20 protein-coding genes and 1 pseudogene are annotated in these 17546 nt (G+C 58.4%); 11 read left to right on the top strand and 10 right to left on the bottom strand.

Annotated elements, in window-relative coordinates:
• The first annotated feature begins 62 nt into the window (after nucleotides 1–62).
• Nucleotides 63–716, top strand: coding sequence for a TetR/AcrR family transcriptional regulator (locus tag E0D86_RS01905; RefSeq protein WP_131648285.1), 654 nt, complete (start codon nucleotides 63–65; stop codon nucleotides 714–716).
• Nucleotides 717–773: 57 nt separating this feature from the next.
• Here the strand turns inward: E0D86_RS01905 and dgt are convergent, their stop codons facing one another.
• Nucleotides 774–2270 (bottom strand): dGTPase, encoded by a 1497-nt coding sequence (gene dgt, locus E0D86_RS01900; RefSeq protein ID WP_131648284.1) that lies wholly within the window; start codon nucleotides 2268–2270, stop codon nucleotides 774–776.
• Between the two features lie 119 nt (nucleotides 2271–2389).
• Between dgt and E0D86_RS01895 the strand changes: the two genes are divergently transcribed.
• The 3 genes and pseudogenes from E0D86_RS01895 (at nucleotide 2390) to E0D86_RS21810 (ending at nucleotide 4684) form a co-directional block, all read left to right on the top strand.
• Nucleotides 2390–2578, top strand: a complete 189-nt coding sequence (locus E0D86_RS01895) for a hypothetical protein (protein WP_131648283.1) — start codon at nucleotides 2390–2392, stop codon at nucleotides 2576–2578.
• Nucleotides 2579–2761: 183 nt separating this feature from the next.
• A pseudogene (locus E0D86_RS21815) lies at nucleotides 2762–3826 on the top strand (methyl-accepting chemotaxis protein); the annotation flags it as partial.
• Nucleotides 3827–3970: 144 nt separating this feature from the next.
• A complete protein-coding gene (locus tag E0D86_RS21810; RefSeq protein WP_371924038.1) occupies nucleotides 3971–4684 on the top strand; it encodes a methyl-accepting chemotaxis protein in 714 nt (237 codons plus the stop codon).
• 50 nt (nucleotides 4685–4734) lie between these two features.
• Here the strand turns inward: E0D86_RS21810 and E0D86_RS01885 are convergent, their stop codons facing one another.
• Entirely contained in the window at nucleotides 4735–5631 is an 897-nt protein-coding gene (locus tag E0D86_RS01885; protein WP_131648281.1) for an EamA family transporter, read from the bottom strand.
• 212 nt (nucleotides 5632–5843) lie between these two features.
• Between E0D86_RS01885 and E0D86_RS01880 the strand changes: the two genes are divergently transcribed.
• The gene (locus E0D86_RS01880; RefSeq protein ID WP_131648280.1) at nucleotides 5844–6548 is read left to right on the top strand and encodes a YebC/PmpR family DNA-binding transcriptional regulator; all 705 of its coding nucleotides are present in this window, start codon (nucleotides 5844–5846) and stop codon (nucleotides 6546–6548) included.
• Nucleotides 6549–6573: 25 nt separating this feature from the next.
• Nucleotides 6574–6918 (top strand): YajD family HNH nuclease, encoded by a 345-nt coding sequence (locus E0D86_RS01875; protein WP_131648279.1) that lies wholly within the window; start codon nucleotides 6574–6576, stop codon nucleotides 6916–6918.
• Between the two features lie 72 nt (nucleotides 6919–6990).
• Here E0D86_RS01875 and E0D86_RS01870 read toward each other — a convergent pair whose 3' ends face one another.
• Nucleotides 6991–7422: a universal stress protein gene (locus E0D86_RS01870; RefSeq protein ID WP_131648278.1), complete on the bottom strand. Its 432-nt coding sequence runs from the start codon at nucleotides 7420–7422 to the stop codon at nucleotides 6991–6993.
• A gap of 129 nt (nucleotides 7423–7551) precedes the next feature.
• Between E0D86_RS01870 and E0D86_RS01865 the strand changes: the two genes are divergently transcribed.
• From E0D86_RS01865 to E0D86_RS01855, 3 genes are all read left to right on the top strand, one after another.
• Nucleotides 7552–8001, top strand: coding sequence for a group II truncated hemoglobin (locus tag E0D86_RS01865; protein WP_131648277.1), 450 nt, complete (start codon nucleotides 7552–7554; stop codon nucleotides 7999–8001).
• Between the two features lie 112 nt (nucleotides 8002–8113).
• Complete coding sequence (locus tag E0D86_RS01860) at nucleotides 8114–8662, top strand: non-canonical purine NTP pyrophosphatase (protein ID WP_131648276.1); 549 nt, start codon at nucleotides 8114–8116, stop codon at nucleotides 8660–8662.
• 9 nt (nucleotides 8663–8671) lie between these two features.
• Nucleotides 8672–9463: an SIR2 family protein gene (locus tag E0D86_RS01855; RefSeq protein ID WP_131648275.1), complete on the top strand. Its 792-nt coding sequence runs from the start codon at nucleotides 8672–8674 to the stop codon at nucleotides 9461–9463.
• 87 nt (nucleotides 9464–9550) lie between these two features.
• Here the strand turns inward: E0D86_RS01855 and E0D86_RS01850 are convergent, their stop codons facing one another.
• Both E0D86_RS01850 and E0D86_RS01845 read right to left on the bottom strand, forming a co-directional pair.
• Complete coding sequence (locus E0D86_RS01850; protein WP_165914195.1) at nucleotides 9551–10066, bottom strand: hypothetical protein; 516 nt, start codon at nucleotides 10064–10066, stop codon at nucleotides 9551–9553.
• A gap of 257 nt (nucleotides 10067–10323) precedes the next feature.
• Nucleotides 10324–12264, bottom strand: coding sequence for a sodium:solute symporter family protein (locus E0D86_RS01845; protein WP_131648274.1), 1941 nt, complete (start codon nucleotides 12262–12264; stop codon nucleotides 10324–10326).
• A 143-nt stretch (nucleotides 12265–12407) separates the two neighbouring features.
• Between E0D86_RS01845 and E0D86_RS21740 the strand changes: the two genes are divergently transcribed.
• Nucleotides 12408–12836 carry a GNAT family N-acetyltransferase gene (locus E0D86_RS21740; protein WP_165914194.1) on the top strand — a complete coding sequence of 143 codons (429 nt, stop codon included), beginning with the start codon at nucleotides 12408–12410 and terminating at the stop codon, nucleotides 12834–12836.
• Entirely contained in the window at nucleotides 12826–13245 is a 420-nt protein-coding gene (locus tag E0D86_RS21735) for an NUDIX domain-containing protein (RefSeq protein ID WP_165914193.1), read from the top strand. The genes E0D86_RS21740 and E0D86_RS21735 overlap by 11 nt, the downstream gene beginning before the upstream one ends.
• 26 nt (nucleotides 13246–13271) lie before the next feature.
• Here E0D86_RS21735 and E0D86_RS21325 read toward each other — a convergent pair whose 3' ends face one another.
• The 5 genes from E0D86_RS21325 to E0D86_RS01820 form a co-directional block, all read right to left on the bottom strand.
• Complete coding sequence (locus E0D86_RS21325) at nucleotides 13272–13418, bottom strand: hypothetical protein (RefSeq protein WP_165914192.1); 147 nt, start codon at nucleotides 13416–13418, stop codon at nucleotides 13272–13274.
• 531 nt (nucleotides 13419–13949) lie between these two features.
• Nucleotides 13950–14948: an RNA polymerase sigma factor RpoS gene (gene rpoS / locus E0D86_RS01835; protein ID WP_131648273.1), complete on the bottom strand. Its 999-nt coding sequence runs from the start codon at nucleotides 14946–14948 to the stop codon at nucleotides 13950–13952.
• A 98-nt stretch (nucleotides 14949–15046) separates the two neighbouring features.
• A complete protein-coding gene (locus E0D86_RS01830; protein ID WP_131648952.1) occupies nucleotides 15047–15865 on the bottom strand; it encodes a peptidoglycan DD-metalloendopeptidase family protein in 819 nt (272 codons plus the stop codon).
• Nucleotides 15866–15921: 56 nt separating this feature from the next.
• Nucleotides 15922–16857 (bottom strand): DUF368 domain-containing protein, encoded by a 936-nt coding sequence (locus E0D86_RS01825; protein WP_131648272.1) that lies wholly within the window; start codon nucleotides 16855–16857, stop codon nucleotides 15922–15924.
• Nucleotides 16858–16874: 17 nt separating this feature from the next.
• The gene (locus tag E0D86_RS01820; RefSeq protein ID WP_029404859.1) at nucleotides 16875–17510 is read right to left on the bottom strand and encodes a protein-L-isoaspartate(D-aspartate) O-methyltransferase; all 636 of its coding nucleotides are present in this window, start codon (nucleotides 17508–17510) and stop codon (nucleotides 16875–16877) included.
• Between the last annotated feature and the right edge of the window lie 36 nt (nucleotides 17511–17546).

Here is a 17546-nt window from a genome sequence, read left to right as displayed (position 1 = left end):
ATACCTATACTGGCCGGCATAGTAAAAATACCGAACTCACCAGTCTAGTATTAAAAACACTTATGACAGAAAAACCATCCGTGCCCTCTGGTCCGGGCCGCCCGAAGGATCCAGCCAAGCGCGAAGCGATTCTCGCCGCCGCTCAGGTGTTGTTTCTCAGCAACGGCTATGAAGGCAGCAGCATGGACGCCATCGCCGCCGAGGCGGGCGTCTCGAAGCTCACGCTGTATAGCCACTTCAAGGATAAGGAGGCGTTGTTTGGCGAGGCGATAAAGACCACCTGTGAGACGCGCCTGCCGCGCACGCTGTTCGTACTCGAAGACGGTTGTTCGATCCGGCAGGTGCTGCTGGATCTGGGCCGCGCATTCCATGCGCTGGTCAACAGCCCGGAATCCATCGGACTGCACCGTGTCATGGTCGCCTTGGCCACGCAGAATTCCGCGCTGTCACGCATGTTTTTCGATGCGGGACCGCAGCGCTTGCTGGTGGATCTGGAGCATCTGCTGATTCAGGCCAACCAGCGCGGACTGCTGCAGGTAAGCGAGCCTATGCGCGCCGCCGAACACTTCTGCTCGTTGATAAAAGGCGTTGCGCACTTCCGCTTGCTGATCGGCTACACGGATGCGCCCGATTCGGAAGAGGCCGACAAACATGTGCAGGACTGCGTCGCGCTGTTCATCCGCGCCTATGACTGCGCGCAGTCTGCGGAGGGCTGAGCCGGCACGAACATCCCGGCTCGAACAATCACGACGCAGCCGGAGCAGCCGTAGGATCTACAGAGCGGAAAGCGTTCGAAATTCATCCTGCGCCAGCTGATCGGTCATACCACTGACGAAATCCTGCAGCATTCGGCAGCGGTAGTAGAACTCCCACAACGGCTGGTCAGGCGATTCCATGGGGTGGGCTTTCATGGCCTCGTGGTAGGCCTTGATCAGTTGGCTTGGCAATCGCCGCGCCAGCATCTGCAGATGTGGTTCGCTGCGGCAGCCACCCTCGGTCAAGGCCTGGAAGGTTTCCGGGGCGACGCGCAGCAGTGGTGCGTAGGCCTCGAGCAAGCCTTGCAGGATCCGATAGCCCTGCAATTGCAGGGTTTCCACTTCCCGATGGCAGAACACGCGGTCCATCGCAACGTCCTTGAAGGTCTGCACAATGGCGTTGGCCAGACTGGAATCTTCCAGCAGCGCTCGATCCAGCGTGCCGTGGTAGACGGATTCGATGTTGTCAACGAACTGCTGAGCCGCGTGCTGCACCAGCGGATGGACCATGTTCACCCGCAACCAGATGAAGAACTCGCCAACCTTGTTGATCGGTTCCCTCCGCGCCCTCGACTCGGCATAGGCGACCATGCTGCGGAAGCTGCGCCCAGCTGGCGAGATCGGCTCGTCCGGCGACCCGTGCTCGGCGAACTTGACCACCAGCAGATTTGCCAGCTGTTCGATGGTGAAGATGCCCTTCTCCACCGAGTCCTCGATATCGGCCAGGCAATAGGCGATGTCGTCCGCTGCTTCCATGATGTAGGCGACGGGATGGCGCGTGCCGGATTGCAGACCCAGCGCGGTGCGCAAATCATCCACGAACGGCTCTTCGGATAGATAGAAGCCCGGCTTCTTGTGCAGATAGGCGCCAGGCGTGCCCTTGTCAGGCTTGGGCGCGTAGGCAGCCCGCACGTACTTGAGCAGGCCGGCCGTCTGGGTATAGGTCAGATTGAGCCGCAACAGGCTCACCACCAAACGAATCGCCTGAGCGTTGCCTTCGAACTGTTTGAGATCGAGCAGCATGCGTGCGCGCAGCTCGATACCGCCCTGCTCCATCGGTACGGCCGAGTCGAAAAGCGTCTCGAGATGGCGTGCAAACCACTCACTGATGGCGAACTCGCCGAAGTGTCCGAAGGGCGGATTACCGATGTCGTGCATCAGGCAGGCCATTTCCACCAAGCTTTCCAGTGCCCCTTCCAGATCATCGAGGCCATACAGGCTGGCCTTGTTGCCAAGCTGCTTATATAGCGTACGGACGATAAAACGACCGGTCTGTTGGACCTCCAGCGAATGCGTCAGCCGGCTACGCACCGCCGCATTGCGCTCCAGCGGGAACACCTGCGTTTTCTGCTGTAGGCGGCGCACCGCCGCCGAATTTATGATTCGGCCGCGGTCGCTTTCCAGATGATCGATGACCGCCTGCAGATTGCCTTCCGAGGCGCGCATCCCCGGCTCCAACTGGCCGTAGGGCCGTTGACGGGTGATCTTGTCCTTGAAGTTCAGGGGCACTGGCATGGATCGCACTCGATAAATAAGAAAGCCGAGCCTAGCGCGGCATGACGGCTTTACCAAGACCGCTGCCCCGCCGAGCCCTGCTCGACTAGAATCGCCCGCTCAGCCAGGAGCGAAGCATCATGAGCAGAGCGGATTTTCATCGCCAACATGCCGAGCGGGCGACCGCCGAAGCACGGCGGCTGCTCGACAAGCGACCCGAACTGGGAGCTCGCTGGCTGCCCTGGGTCGCCTCGGAACTCTACCAACTCACCCCACCGGAATACGCGGCGATGGTTCGCCGTGAACTGGCTCGCCTGAACGAAGGCTGAAGCACAGCCAGCCCGGCACCAACGCTTCAACCAGACCTCAATCGCCTCGCCTCAACGGCAGGCAATACGTTGTGAGCAGAAAAAACCTTTGCAGTCATCAGACGACATATTCAAGTAAAGGCTGATTCTGCCGATGTCATATTACGACTAACTTCAGTGGCATCCGGCCTTGAGGAAACAACAATGAAAAATCTGAAGGTCAGCTACAAGCTGGCTCTGGGTTTCGCAGCCGTACTGCTGTTGACCGTCTGCGTCGCCGTTATCGGCGTGTTCAGCATGGACGCGCTGATCTCCCGCAGCGACAAGGCACAGACGGCTGAGAGCCTGCTCAACGAAGCCAACGAAATTCGCTACGCGCAGGTGCGCTTCGAGGGGCGCAGCGATCCCAGCCACGTCGCTCGCGTCAAGGATTCGGTGGCAACCATCGTTCAGATCATCGAACAAGAAAGGGCCAGCTTCTCCGAGCCACAAGACCTCGAATATCTGGAAACCATCGCCAATGAAGCCCACCGTTACCAGGATGCGTTCGAAAGACTGGTAGCCCTCCACGCGCAGAAAACGCAAACCCGCGCCAACTGGGTCGAGACTGGAAACAACACTGACAAACTGATCGGCGACCTGGAGCGACGCTGGAACGGCGTCCAGGGCAACCCGGTACTGCATCCAGCCAGCGATACCGCCAACATCGCCCTGCTCACCAGCGAACTGTCCAAGCAGAACCGGCTGCTGCGCTACACGGTGCGTGGCTACCTGATGGAAGAGTCCGAGGCCGCCCTGCAGGCGCTCAATCAGCAGTTCGATAGCCTTAACGCGGCCATCACATCCCTGGAAAGCGAGCTGATCGGGCCTCAGGCCGAACGCTTGAAGATACTCAAGGCCAGCGCGAACGAATACGTCGAGCTGGTCAAGAAGTTACCGCCCATCGTCGCTCTGCAACAACAGGCGCACCAGGACATGGAGGCGATCTTCGCCAGGCTCTATGAACAGGCTCAGGGCATCATCGCCAGCCAGACCAGCAAACGCGCCGAGGAAGCCCAGACCAAGAAGGTGCAAGTCATTGGCATCACGTTGCTGGCTATTGCCCTAGGTGTGCTGATCAGCGCCTTGATCGTTCGGCAGATTACCCAGCCGCTGAATCAGGCGGTGCGAATGGCCGAGCGTATCGGCGCCGGCGACATGACCGGACAGGATGTGGATAAACGCCACGACGAATTCGGTCAGCTGCTCGATGGGCTGGGCAAAACCCGCAGCAACCTGCAATCGCTCATCGGCCATATTGGCGGTATCACCACGCAGCTGGCGGCCGCCTCGGAAGAACTGTCGGCGGTCACCGCCCAGGCCAGCGCAGGCGTGAACAGCCAACGTCAGGAAACCGATCAGGTCGCCACCGCCATGCATGAAATGACCGCCACGGTACAGGAAGTGGCGCGCAACGCCGAAGAAGCATCCGGCGCTGCCAGGCGCGCCGACCAACAGGCAACCAAGGGCAACGCCGTGGTGCAACGGGCGCTGGCACAGGTCGATCGATTGTCCGCGGAAGTTACGCTTTCCGCCGAAGCCATGACCCAGCTGAACCAGGAAACAGATGGCATCAGCACCGTGCTGACGGTGATCAACGGCATCGCCGAACAAACCAATCTGCTCGCACTCAACGCGGCAATCGAGGCGGCACGTGCAGGCGAGGCGGGTCGTGGTTTCGCCGTGGTCGCCGACGAAGTCCGCGGCCTGGCACAGCGCACCCAGCAATCCACCGCGCAGATCGAGGAGCTGATCAGCAACCTGCAGAAAGGCGCGCGTACCGCCTCGGGGATGATGGACAGCAGTAGCAGTCTCGCCAAGGACACGGTCAGCCTGGCGCGTGATGTCGGTGAGGAACTGCAGGCGATCACCGAGACAGTGTCGATCATTCAGGCGATGAATCAGCAGATCGCCACCGCTGCAGAGCAGCAAAGCTCAGTGGCCGAGGAGATCAATCGCAGTGTGCTCAACGTGCGCGACGTGGCCGACCAATCCGCCGAAGCGGCGCAGGAAACGGCCGCATCCACGGCGCAACTGGCTCAACTGGGTAGCGAGTTGCAGACGCTGATTGGCCGCTTCAAGGTCTGATGTGAAATCTGCAGAACCGGATCGGGCATGGAAGTCGCAATCCGGTTTCTTCAGACAGCCGAACCGCCCAGCGCCATGCGCACCCGGCCCAGTAGCCAGCCGCCGCCTACGTTGATCATCAGCCCCAGCATTACCAGCAGCGCTCCGATCGCCTGCATCACACCAAGATGCTCATCGAGCAGCAGCGCTGCGGAGGTCAGCCCCACCACCGGTACCAGCAGCGAGAAAGGCGCCACGGTGTTGGCCGGGTAGCGCGACAACAGCCGGCTCCACAGGCTGTAGCCGAGGATGGTCGCACCGAACGCCAGATAGAGAAGCACCAAAACCGAACTCCAGCCGATGCCGCGCAACGCGCTTTCGATCACTTGCGGGCCTTCCATCATCCATGAAAGCGCAAAGAATGGGATCGGTGGAATCAGGCTGCCCCACACCACCAGTCCAACCAGGTTCACTTTGCCCACCTTGCGCGTCACGATATTGCCCAGCGCCCACATCGACGCCGCACAGATGGTCAGCACGAAGCCGGCCAAGGTCATGCTGCGATCGCCCTGCATGCCGATCAGCAGCAGCCCGCCCGCCGCGATCAACAAGCCGATGAAATTGGTCGCCCGCAGACGCTCGCCAAGAAACAGCGCGGCGAAGAACAGCGTGAAAAATGCCTGCGATTGCAGCACCAACGAGGCCAGCCCGGCCGGCATGCCGACATTCATCGCCGAGAACAAAAAAGCGAACTGCCCAAGCGAGATAGTCGCGCCATAGGCCAGCAGCCAGCGCAGCGGCAGTTGCGGGCGTTTGATGAACAGAATCGCCGGGAAGGCGGCAAGCAGGAAACGCAACGCGCCCAGCAGCATCGGCGGAATATCGTCCAGACCGACCTTGATCACCACGAAGTTCATGCCCCAGACAACGATTACCACGAGGGCCAGCAGGAGGTCTTTGGGTGCCATAGCGCACTTCCCAAGTTAAAAAATCATTAAAGCCCTCCATAGCGATCGTGCACTCATACAGCGAGCAAAGGATTCGGCAATACAGTCGCAGCGCGGCAAACCTGCCGCAAATGGCTCTTTCCGGCGTGGGTCGATGCCATGCACTCCGTGCCAGCTTCGGGTGCAAAGAGCTAGAATCGCTAGCGAACGAATCAACCCGCACGAGAGCAAGCATGGGCGCACAGTGGAAAGCGAAGCATAAAGAAGCGGCAGCCAACGCCAAGGGACGCACCTTCGGCAAGCTATCGAAGGAGATCATGATCGCAGCCCGCAGCGGCGCCGATCCGGATATGAATCCCCGCTTGCGCCTGGTGGTGGAACAGGCCAAGAAAGCCTCGATGCCGCGAGAAACCCTGGAGCGCGCAATCAAGAAAGGCGCCGGCCTGCTCGGTGAAAGCATCAACTACGAGCGCACCACCTATGAAGGTTTCGCCCCGCATCAGGTGCCGGTGATCGTCGAGTGCCTGACCGACAACGTCAACCGCACCGTCGCTGAAATCCGCGTACTGTTCCGCAAGGGTCAACTCGGTTCGTCCGGCTCGGTCGCTTGGGATTTCGACCACTGCGGCCTGATCGAAGCGGCGCCGGACACAGCTGATGCCGATCCGGAACTGGCCGCCATCGAAGCCGGCGCGCAGGATTTCGAAGCCGCCGAAGACGGGGCCACGCTATTCATCAGTGACCCTAGCGACATGGATGTGGTCTGCCGTGCGCTGCCCGAACAGGGCTTCACCGTACAGTCGGCACAGCTCGGCTATCGACCCAAGAACCCAGTCACCAGCCTGTCGGACGCGGAACTCGAAGAGGTCGAAGCCTTCCTCGCGGCCATCGATGCCCATGACGATGTGCAGAACGTCTATGTCGGCTTGGCGGGCTGACTCTGGATTCAATGGAGGGAAGGTCATGAGCACGAACAAACCGAATACGCCATACGCCCAGCGCGAACAGGGTTATCGCGAGAAGGCGCTAAAAATGTACCCCTGGGTCTGTGGACGTTGCGCGCGGGAGTTCTCAGGCAAGCGGCTGAGCGAATTGACGGTCCACCACAAGGACCACAACCACGATAACAACCCCGAGGATGGTTCCAACTGGGAACTGCTCTGCCTGTATTGCCACGACAACGAGCATTCACGCTATACGGACAATCAGTACCAGGCCGAAGCCAGGCCAGGCAGCGATCTGGGCCCGAAGGAGACTTTCAAGGCCTTCGCCAACCTGGGTGACCTGCTCAAGGGCAAGTCAGATTGATTCAGTGATTTTGCGATCAGCTCCCGTTTCGCCGTAAGCCGCGACGAAACGGGTGCAGCTCGCACGTTCCGGTTACTTGACCAGCAGGACCGGCACCGAAACCTCGTGGACCACACGGTTAGCAACCGAGCCCAGCAACATGCCGGTGAAACTGCCCAGGCCGCGTGTGCCCATGACCACGGTGTCGCAGCCGAATTGCTGCACCGCCGTATTCACCTGCGCTGCGACATCGCCCAGAACGGCATGGGTCTGGTGCGGTATGCCGGCGGCCTGTAACTCCGTAGCGGCTTCCTCCAGAGTACGGCGCGATTTTTCGAGAAAGCTCTTGTTCAGATCTTCAACCGTACTTACGGTGACGAACTCGCCATAGATAACCGGTTCCTGCTGCGCATTCAGGACGTGCACCTGAAGCGGTTTAGGCGCATCGGCGGCGAAGTGGACGATGTATCGCAGCGCTCGTTTAGCGTTGTCCGAACCATCGAAAGCTAAAAGAATATTGCGCATGGCGGGTCTCCATTGAACATTTGAGAACAGCATAGACCACCGCCCAATGCAGCCGAGCGCCAGGAACATATCCATTGAGCTGGATCAAACCCGGCCCCGTAAACAATCAACTCCTTTGCGAGACAGTCGATGAGCACAACCCCCAACGCTCCGTTCGGCGTCGGCGACGCCTCTTTCAAGGCAGCCGGCGGCGAAGCCGGCATCCAACAGTTGGTCACGGACTTCTACCGGATCATGGACGAGCACGAAGCCGCCCATTGCGTACGTCGTTTATATCCGCAGGATCTGAGCGAGGCGCGCGAACGTCTGGCGGCGTTTCTCTGTGGCTGGCTGGGTGGGCCGCGCCGTTACGCCGAGAAATTCGGCAGCATCAGCATCCCGCAATTCCACAGACGCTGGACTGTGGGCGAAGCTGAGCGGGACGCCTGGCTCGGATGCATGGCGCTCGCCATTGCCAGGCAGGGCTACTCAGCGGACTTCGCCGACTACCTGTTGGTGCAGTTGCGGGTACCGGCGGAACGCATCCTGCAAGCCGGACAACAGTCGTGCCCGGCGCACCTGCACTCGCCGCTGCCATAGCCGACGCGGAACGACAGGCCGAACCCTGGGCACATCGCTGCGTCATAACTCTGTGGGATAACGATGCTCGGATGCGGCATCCGCAGCTTCGAACAGCAGTCAGGGTGATTAGATGAAGATCCGCTTTGCCTCGGTCAACGAGCAGAAGATTCGCGACGCACGGGAATTCCTCGAGCAGAGCGGCATCGAGATCATCAGCTTCCCGGTGCGCATCGTCGAACAGCAAACCGAAGATCTGCATCAGTTGGTCAGTGACAAGCTGATGGACGCCTTCAAAATGATTGGCAAACCGGTCTTCGTCGAGCACTCGGGCCTGTTTATCAATAGCCTGAACGGCTTTCCCGGCGGGCTGACCCAGACATTCTGGGATCGCTTGCACGCTGTGCGCTTCTCCGAACTGATCGGCAATCTGGACGACCCTTCCGCGGTGGCACGTTCGCTGATCGGCTACTGCGACGGTCGCAAGCGGCATTTCTTCGAGGGTGAAGTTACCGGCAGGATTTCCCGCGAACCGGCGGGTGCAGAGGGCTTCGAGTGGGACAACGTGTTCATTCCCGACGGTTACTCCTGCACGTTCGCCGAGTTGGGTGGCGTCCATAACGAGCTTTCCATGCGTAAGCGGGCACTGGATGCCTTCATCAATCACTTGCGCCGGGTCTGAGAGGTATCGATGCAGAAGCTTCTGGAGGCGTACCGGCATAACCGCCTGATTCTTTTCGTAGGCTCCGGCGTGTCGGCCAATATCGGATTACCGCCCTGGCGCGACCTGATCAACGAAATTGCCCAGCAACTCGATTACGACCCCGATGTCTTCGATACCTATGGAAACTTCCTCTCGCTTGCCGAGTACTACCGCATCAGGAAAGGCAACATCGGGCCACTGCGCAGCTGGATGGACCGGGAGTGGCACAAGAGCATCGAGATCCGCGATTCGGAGATTCACCGGCTGATCGTTCAGGGCCGGTTTCCAGCCATCTACACGACCAACTACGACCGCTGGCTGGAAAATGCCCATGACGCTCATGGCGTCGGTTACATCAAGATCGCCAATGCCAGTGACCTGGTAAAGGCCCGCGATGGCGTCAGGCAGATCGTCAAATTCCACGGCGACTTCGATGACGATGACTCGATCGTGCTCGACGAAACGAGCTATTACGAACGCCTGCAATTCGAAACGCCGCTGGATATCAAGTTACGCGCCGACACATTGAGCAAAGCCGTTCTGTTTATTGGCTACAGCCTTTCGGATACCAACATTCGATTATTGTTCTACAAACTATCGAAGATCTGGAACGAACACGAAACCCTTGGCGTCCGGCCGATATCCTATGTCTTTTCGCACAAACCCAACCCGGTGCAGGAAGAAATTCTCAGCCAATGGGGAATTCAGATGATTACTTCGGAAGATGACGAACCGGGGTTGGCCTTGCAGAACTTTTTGCGAAATCTGGTTGAAGGCTAACGGGCAATGGTTATATCAAGCGAAGCGAAAGAATAAACAAACGAAGCGATAAAAGTGCGATGCCGTCTGGCATCGCACTCGCATGCATCAGTAGTTGTAACCAATACCGACGCTATAGAAGAACGCTCCATCGTCATAACGATCTCGCGCATCGCTTCCGCTCTTGAACAGGAACTGATACTCAGCCATCGCAGTGATGAACGTCTTGTCCTGAACCCAGTATTTGATGCCGAGTTCCGGTCCACCCATGAAGGTCTCGTCCACTTCTTCGCCGTAGACCCCACCCACGCTCAGGCCAATGAATGGGCGAGTGTTTCCACTACCGAAGTGGTAGTCATAAAACACGCGGGTCGAGCCGTCGAACTGGACGCTTTCATCTTCCGAGTCTCTGGCATTCACCGTTTGCCGGACGCCCCACATGGATCGCTCATCAAGATAAGTACCCCAACTACCCTGTACCGAGAACACTGTATCGTCGAAATCCTTATCGCTACTTCCCGCACCACTCAAGGTAACTTCACGATCACCCGCCACCGGAGCGGCAACTGCGATAGCGGGAAGCATGGCGGCAACCAGGAGAGAAGTTTTGAAAAGTCGTTTCATGACAACACCCTCTTGTTCTTACTATGGCGGATACGCAGTAACGCTCACGCGATGCGTATTTTAATGACAAGAGGGCACAACCACTGTTCATTTTATTTTAGGTATGTCAAGCAACCCGTTATTTTAATTGATTATTTATTTTTTATCGCCGCTTCGCTAATTAGGCCTGACCGGCTGATCCCCCTAAACAACAAACGGAACGAATCTATGCAACCGGTCAGCCGACATGAATCCGAACTTAAAATGGATGGTTAATATCACGCCGAGCCACTTTTTCGTGCCGACACGTCTTCCGGCAGTGGTTCATCTTCTGGGTCCGTATCGAACTGTCGCCCCATGGCGATTCGTAGCCAGACCGGTATCAGCAATAACCCAACCGCCAGGCACAGCCAACTGATGAGGGAGCTTCCCTGTGGTGGAGGGAACATCAAGCGGCCAACACCGATCAGCAATGTATAAAGCGAAACGGCGGTTACCACCACGGCGAACAGCCGAGTCCCCAACGCCTTGACCGACACCGCAGCCCCAATGCCGTTGAGCATCGCTGCGTGCCGCCAGAAGCCGAAGGGGCGAACACGGCGATAGAAGCGTTTGAGCGTGGCGTCATCGGTCGCCGGAGTGATGAAGGTAACCAGGATCGCGGCGGATGTAGTGGTCAAGGCCATGATCCCGAGACGTATCCATTCGCGCTCCGGATCGGTGCCCAGGTAATAGAGAAGCAAAGGCGCCGTAATCAGCGATACCGCCATGGCGGTTAGCTCCGAGTACAGATTGATTCGCTCCCAGAGCCAACGCAGCACTAGCACCGACCCCATCCCCGCACCAAACAGCAAGGAGATGAACCAGGCGGTCTGGATCGAACCGAGGTTGGCCATGATGACCATCGCGATCACCAGAATCAGCACGTTGGACAACCGCGCCACCAGCACCAATTCGCGGTCCCTTGGCTTGCGCTTGAGCACATGTGGCGCGAATACGCCGCCATAGACGTCGTTGCTCCAATAAGACGCGCCCCAGTTGAGGTGTGTATCGACGGTAGAAGCCAGCGCGGCCAGCAATCCGACGAGCATCAGGCCGCGCACACCGGGCGGTAACAAATCTTCGATACCTTGCACGAACAGTGCTTCTCGCCCGGCCGTGAAACCATCGCCGGCCATTTCGGCTGGAGTGAACGGATACAGCACCAGCAGCCCAACCGCGATCGCCAGCCAGAATAGGCTGCGCAAAAAGATCTGTAGCCAGGCGAAGACCAGACCGGCGATTCGAGCGTCGCGGTCGGTCGGGCACGCCATGCTTCGCTGCGCAAGATAGCCAGTACCATCGGAGTTCATCTGGAAGAACCACTGCAGACCGATGATGACCAGGAACGGCATCAGCGCCTCACCCGCATCGGCTGGAGGGGCGAAGGACAACATTCTGCTTGCCTGCTCGGCTCCGTAGATTTCCACGATGCGATCCGTCAATCCGCCTAACCCACCGGCGGCGTCGACGACGAACCAGGCATAAAACAGCGTGCCGATCATCGCCAGGCTGAATTGCACCACATCGGTCTGGACGACAGCGCGTAGCCCCCCGGTTATCGAATACATCGCGGTGAACGCGAGAATCAGCAGGATCGATATCAGGTTATTGGCGCTCATCATCGCCGGCTCCAGCCCGGTAATACTTTCGCCGAGCTGTATGCCTGTAGTGGCGATGAAATCCACGATGGGCTCGTAAACTCCGGAGGGCAGCCACAGGTGCCATGGCAAGAACACCTCGGCGATACGAATGGCAGCCACCAGCACCATCGCCAGCACCACGCAATTGATCACCGTGCCGTAGTAGATCGCCTTGAGCAAACGTAGCGGAGTAACACCCTTGCCGCTGTATCGCACTCGGGTCAGCTCGGCATCGGTCAACACGCCGGCCCTGCGCCAGCCAACCGCGAAAACGAACGCCATGAGCAGAAACGCAAGGCCGTAAATCCACAATCGCCAAAGCGCGAAGATGCCAGCCGTCGCAACGAGACCGGTAACGAGCAGCGGCGTATCGGCAGCGAACTGAGTCGCCCCCATGGAAAAGCCGGCCTTCCAACCCTTGATCGTCTTGCCGGCGAGAAAATACTCATCGAGGCTCTGAGAAGCCTTTCCGCGCGCACGGAGGCCCGAACCCAGACCGTACAGGATGAAAACCACCACTATCAGGAGATCTATCATTGTTATGGCCCTGTGGAGTAGTTCTCTTCAGAGCCTGCACTGCAGCGAAAAATTGCGGCCATCGGATAAACGGATCGGACGGGCCGGCTAGCCAGCTGACGGCGCTCATCGGGTACCATGCGCTGCGTCATCGGATACCACTCATGTTCGAACTCCAACCGCGCCAATTACCTGCCGAATGTCAGCCGCTACTCGACAAGTTCTACCGAGCCCATCGCAGCCACATGCGGGTACCGGCCGGTGCGCATTGCTGGGTCGTCGGGCACACCGATATCGTTGCCGGTCTCTGCTTGAGCGGCATTGCCGATGGTCACTGGTTGACCGGATTGCTGGTCGCGCCAAGTCAGCGCAACCAGGGTCTGGCGACGCGGTTGGTAACCCGGGCACTGGCCGCAAATCACGGACCTGTCTGGCTGTTTTGTGAGCTCAAGGTAATTGCCTTCTACCGACAGCTGAACTTTACCGAGGCCACCGTTCTGCCTGAAGTGCTGGCATCCCGTCTGCAGCGTTACAACCGAAACAAGAAGCTCGTGGCGCTATGGCACGATAACGAGAATTCCCATGTCACATAATGTTTTGAAGATCGCTACAGCCTGCCTGCTCAACGAAGCCGGTCACATATTGGTTGTCCGCAAGCGCGGTACGCGGATGTTCATGTTGCCGGGCGGCAAGATCGAGGCGGGAGAAACGCCGTTGCAGGCGTTGCGGCGCGAGCTTCACGAGGAGCTGGGTTTACGGGTCGAGGAATCGCAACTGCAGGCGCTTGGACATTTCCAGTCGCGCGCAGCCAACGAGCCAGATCATTGGGTTGAAGCAAACGTTTTCGTGAGCCGTGTTGAAGGCGAGGTACAGGTACAGGCAGAAATCGAAGCGCTGGACTGGCTGGTACCTCGTACGCAGCAGCAGGAACATCTCGCCCCGCTGTTGCGCGAACAGGTACTCCCCGCTCTGCTCCAGCGACTAGCAGCGAAAGAAAGTTGACACCATCATCTGGTGCTGGCGCTAGGCTATGGAGAGATGGGATCACTTGCCGGAAAAGTTTCTTCTAGCGCCTCGTCCAGCTTATCTTCATCGGCCTCGTCTGGACGGCGTTCGATGTGGTCTTCTTGATCTGATCCCGGCTGGGTAGGTTGATTCGAGTCTTTGCCGTTCATGGTGAGCTCCTCTGAGTTTGAATCAGAACGTTAGGCCACCCAGCAATGCAGTCGTTCGGCGGGATCGAATACCTATTCGCAGGCAAAAAAAGGGGCGGGGTTTAATCCCCGCCCGCCTCCTTCCCTGCTTCCTTTATTCCCAGCTCGTCTTCCTGACGCACCGCATCCAGCGATTAATCCTGACCAACATCCTTGCCGGCCTGCACTTGTCCTTAAGCACAGGTGCGATATTAAAGTTTTGGACGACAACTACAACTCCCAAAAATTCGTAATGGCTTTTTGATAGGAATGTGAGATTTCACTTTTCCCCTTTAAAATCAATCAGTTAAAAAATAGCTTTTAGTAAAGAGAGTATAGCCAGCAAAGCTCTTCACTCTTTTCTTACACGCCGTGTAAGTAAATGCGTACATAGCAAAGAGCTTTCGAGGAAGTACGACGAAACCAGGACTAACCCTGTTGGTTAGCCCGACATGTAGAAAAAATAGAAAGCCTGGGAACGCCCCTTACGTTGCCGGTAAGGGGCGCCGTTCCTTAGTGGAACAGGGACTCGCTCGATAAACCGTTACGCTCGAATATCTCGCGTAACCGCTTAAGCGCTTCGACCTGAATCTGCCTTACCCGCTCGCGGGTCAGCCCGATTTCCTGGCCGACCTCTTCCAGCGTGCAGCTTTCATGGCCACGCAAACCGAAGCGCCGGATGACCACCTCGCGCTGCTTCTCGGTCAGGTCAGACAGCCATTGGTCGATGCTTTCCGACAAGTCGTCGTCAAGCAGCAGATCGCAGGGATCGCTGGGCCGGTCATCGGTCAGGGTATCTAGCAATGTTTTGTCGGTGTCCGGTCCGAGAGACACGTCCACGGAGGTCACTCGCTCATTCAGCCCCAGCATCCGCTTGACCTCCGCAACCGGCTTCTCGAGCAGGTTGGCGATTTCCTCCGGGCTGGGTTCGTGGTCGAGCTTCTGGGTAAGCTCGCGCGCGGCACGCAAGTAAACGTTCAGCTCCTTGACCACGTGGATCGGCAGCCGAATGGTGCGGGTCTGGTTCATGATCGCCCGCTCGATGGTCTGCCGGATCCACCAGGTGGCGTAGGTAGAAAATCGGAAGCCACGCTCGGGGTCGAACTTCTCGACAGCCCGTATCAGCCCCAGGTTGCCCTCTTCGACCAGGTCCAGCAAAGACAGCCCACGGTTGACGTAGCGCCGGGCGATTTTCACCACCAGCCGCAGATTGCTTTCGATCATGCGCTTACGCCCTGCCGGGTCACCCTTCTGAGCCAGACGCGCGAAATGCACCTCTTGCTCGGGAGTCAGCAGGGGAGAAAATCCGATTTCGTTGAGATACAGCTGTGTGGCGTCGAGCGCACGGGTGTAGTCGATGAACTTGTGTTGCTTGAGGGTCGCGGTCTTGGATCGGGTGCCCGTTGAACCGGCGCGGGAGATATCGCTGATTGGATCGGCGTCCGCGGACGGTTCCATGAGTAGAACGGCATCGTCTACGTCAAACTCCGGCACTTCTTTTTTGAGAGCCATTATTGTTTTCCTGTTCTGAGTTCGACAACAGGCTCGGGCGGCACGCACTCCCTGGTAACGCTCAAGCCCCTCCTAGTGCCGGAACAGGTAGTAGCAAATCAGCGCTTTGGCAGGTATTGCAACGGATCTACCGGTTTGCCTTGACGGCGAATCTCAAAATGCAGCTTCACCCGGTCGGTTCCAGTCGATCCCATCTCGGCAATGGTCTGCCCAGCTTTGACTTGTTGACCCTCCTGAACCAGCAGCCTGCGGTTGTGGCCGTAGGCACTTACATAGGTATCGCTGTGCTTGATGATCACAAGTTCGCCGTAACCCCGTAAACCACTGCCGGCGTACACAACAGCCCCATCAGAAGCAGCTAAAACAGGCTGTCCTAATTCCCCAGCGATATCAATGCCTTTATTCAAACTGCCGTTTGAGGAAAAACGACCGATTACAGCGCCGTTCGTAGGCCAAGCCCAACCGCTTGCAGAGCGCGCTACAGGCTTGACCGGCGTAGTCGCAGCGGGAGGCTTGGCCGCCGGTACGCTGGGCCTCGTCAGCGGTGGCGGAATGGGCACAGGCGTAGTCACCACGGATGGCGATGTGCTTGCTGGCGGGACGGGAACAGGAGTCGGACGAGCGGCTACCGTCCGGGATTGAGTATGCCGAGTGAAGCGAATCGTCTGTCCCGGATGGATGACGTGCGGCGGGGGAATATTGTTGACTTGAGCCAGCTCGCGCCAATCCCAACCGAAGCGAAAGGCGATCGACCAAAGGGAGTCACCCCGCTGGACAATATAGTGGCCACTAGTGACACGGTCGCGGCTATTGCGATCGACGACATGCACGCCTCCCGACGGAGGACTGGCGCAGCCAGCAAGTAATGCACCCGCAAGCAGCGCGACAAGCGCACAACGGAAAGGCGGAATGCTCATCCACCGCATGCTGGCTGTGGCCTTCACGGCGCGCTCCTTTTGATCAACAAGGCCGTTCAGACCGTTTGCACCGATGGCTGGCGCCGCCCGGCAAACCATTCGAGTCCAAGGACGAGAACGATACCAGCTACTGCCAGTACTATTGCCAGCGCAAGTTGCGGGTCCTGTCCGGTCAGCTCGCCATAGGCGCCAGGTAGCAGGTTCTGCTCCAGCATCGGGATACGCTCGCCATGGGAGTCAATGCGCCAGGTCAGCGTCTCCTTCCATGGCCAAACCTTGTTCAGCGAACCCAGCATCAGGCCCGTAAGGAAGGCCAGCGTGAGGTCGCGCCAACGGACGAGCATCCAGCTCAGCACACGGGCGAAACTGAGAATGCCCACCAGACAACCTGCCGCAAAAATCGCCATGACAGCTAGATCTAGATCCTTCACCGCGCCGAGTACGACCGGATACAGTCCCAGCAGCACAAGAATGAAGCTACCGGAGATGCCCGGCAGGATCATCGCGCAGATCGCAATGGCGCCGGCGAAAAACAAACTCAAACCACTGCTGCTCCACTGTACCGGAGCGGCCACGGTTATCACGTAGGCGAAGATGATGCCAAGTATCAGTCCGACGATGCGCGACAGATCCCAGCGCTGGATTTCCTTGCCGACAAGATGCACCGAAACCAGTATCAGACCGAAGAAGAACGACCACACCGGGATCGGATGAGCCTCCAGCAAATAGGTGATCAACTTCGCGAGGCTGAACACACTGGTAAGAATGCCGCCGAATAGAACCAGAAGGAAATTCGCATTTGCCGTCGCCCATGCTTCCCGAATGCGGCCACGAAACAACAGCATCGCAGCGCCGGGTATAGCGCCAATCGATCGCAGCAATTCGTCATAGATGCCGGTAATAAAAGCGATGGTACCGCCAGAAACTCCCGGCACCACATCCGCCGCGCCCATCGCGATACCCTTGGCGTACAACAACAACGTGTTTTTCATGCTTCCTTCCGCTGAGATCAAACTACAGGTCCATTGAGCAGCGGCACGAAGCGTACGGTATCCAGCAGATGGCGGGAAAAACCGTCTTCCTCTCGAATGATCAACATCAGTTGCTGAACTTCGCCGACCCCGACCGGAATCACCAGCCGCCCGCCGGGAGCCAGTTGATCGAGCAAGGCTTGTGGCACGTCGGCTGCCGCCGCGGTAACGATGATGCCGTTATAAGGCGCCAATGCAGGCCAACCTTCCCAACCATCACCCCAGCGAAAGACCACATTACGCAACTTGAGTTCGACCAGACGCTCTTTTGCACGATCCTGCAGCGCCTGGATGCGCTCGACCGAGAACACCCGCTCGACCAGTTGTGCCAGCACAGCGGTCTGATAACCGGAACCGGTACCGATTTCCAAGACCTTATCCAGCGGGCCGTCCGCAAGCAGCAGCTCGCTCATGCGCGCGACCATGAACGGCTGCGAGATGGTCTGGTTGTGACCGATTGGCAGCGCGGTGTCTTCGTAAGCGCGATGCGACAGCGCCTCGTCGACGAACAGATGACGCGGCGTGCGTCGAATGACCTCGAGCACGCGAGGATCGGACAGGCCCTCCTCATACAACCGCTGAATCAGGCGATCGCGGGTGCGCTGCGAAGTCATGCCGGTGCCGTGGCGCAGCAGATCATCTTGTCCACG

Source organism: Pseudomonas sp. IC_126, assembly GCF_004331835.1.
Taxonomy (GTDB): Bacteria; Pseudomonadota; Gammaproteobacteria; order Pseudomonadales; family Pseudomonadaceae; genus Stutzerimonas.
This window is presented reverse-complemented; position numbering and strand designations above follow the sequence as displayed.